Source organism: Megasphaera sp. AF13-6AC (assembly GCF_027685385.1).
GTDB lineage: Bacteria > Bacillota > Negativicutes > Veillonellales > Megasphaeraceae > Megasphaera > Megasphaera micronuciformis.
On record NZ_JAQCUN010000105.1, the window covers coordinates 4,200 to 4,524 of the forward strand.

General features: G+C 49.8%; 1 protein-coding gene. It reads right to left on the reverse strand.

The genetic code is table 11. The features are described 5' to 3' along the window. The coding region (locus tag PGX78_RS06345) for a M20/M25/M40 family metallo-hydrolase (RefSeq protein ID WP_333523961.1) at nt 1–325 on the reverse strand (325 nt) is incomplete at both ends.

Here is a 325-nt window from a genome sequence, read left to right on the forward strand (position 1 = left end):
CCGTCTTCGTCCAAGTCGAATTCCGGTGTATGATGGGGGGCACCGCTACCGACTTTGTCGCTTTGAATACCCGTAAAAAAGAGGACGGAAGGATAAATGTTCTGTAAGGCTGCAAACGTTTCGGAAGCCATCCACATAGGGCAGTCCGCATCGAGGGCGTCTTCGCCCAATTGTGTAACCACGGCACGTCGAGCCATGTCAACCAACTCTTTGTTATTAAAAGTAACGGGGATGTACTGATCTTCCGTAAACTCTGCCGTACAACCGTATTCTTCTGCTATACGGGTACAGGTGCGTAAGAAAAAGCTGCGGAAAGCTTTGCCGT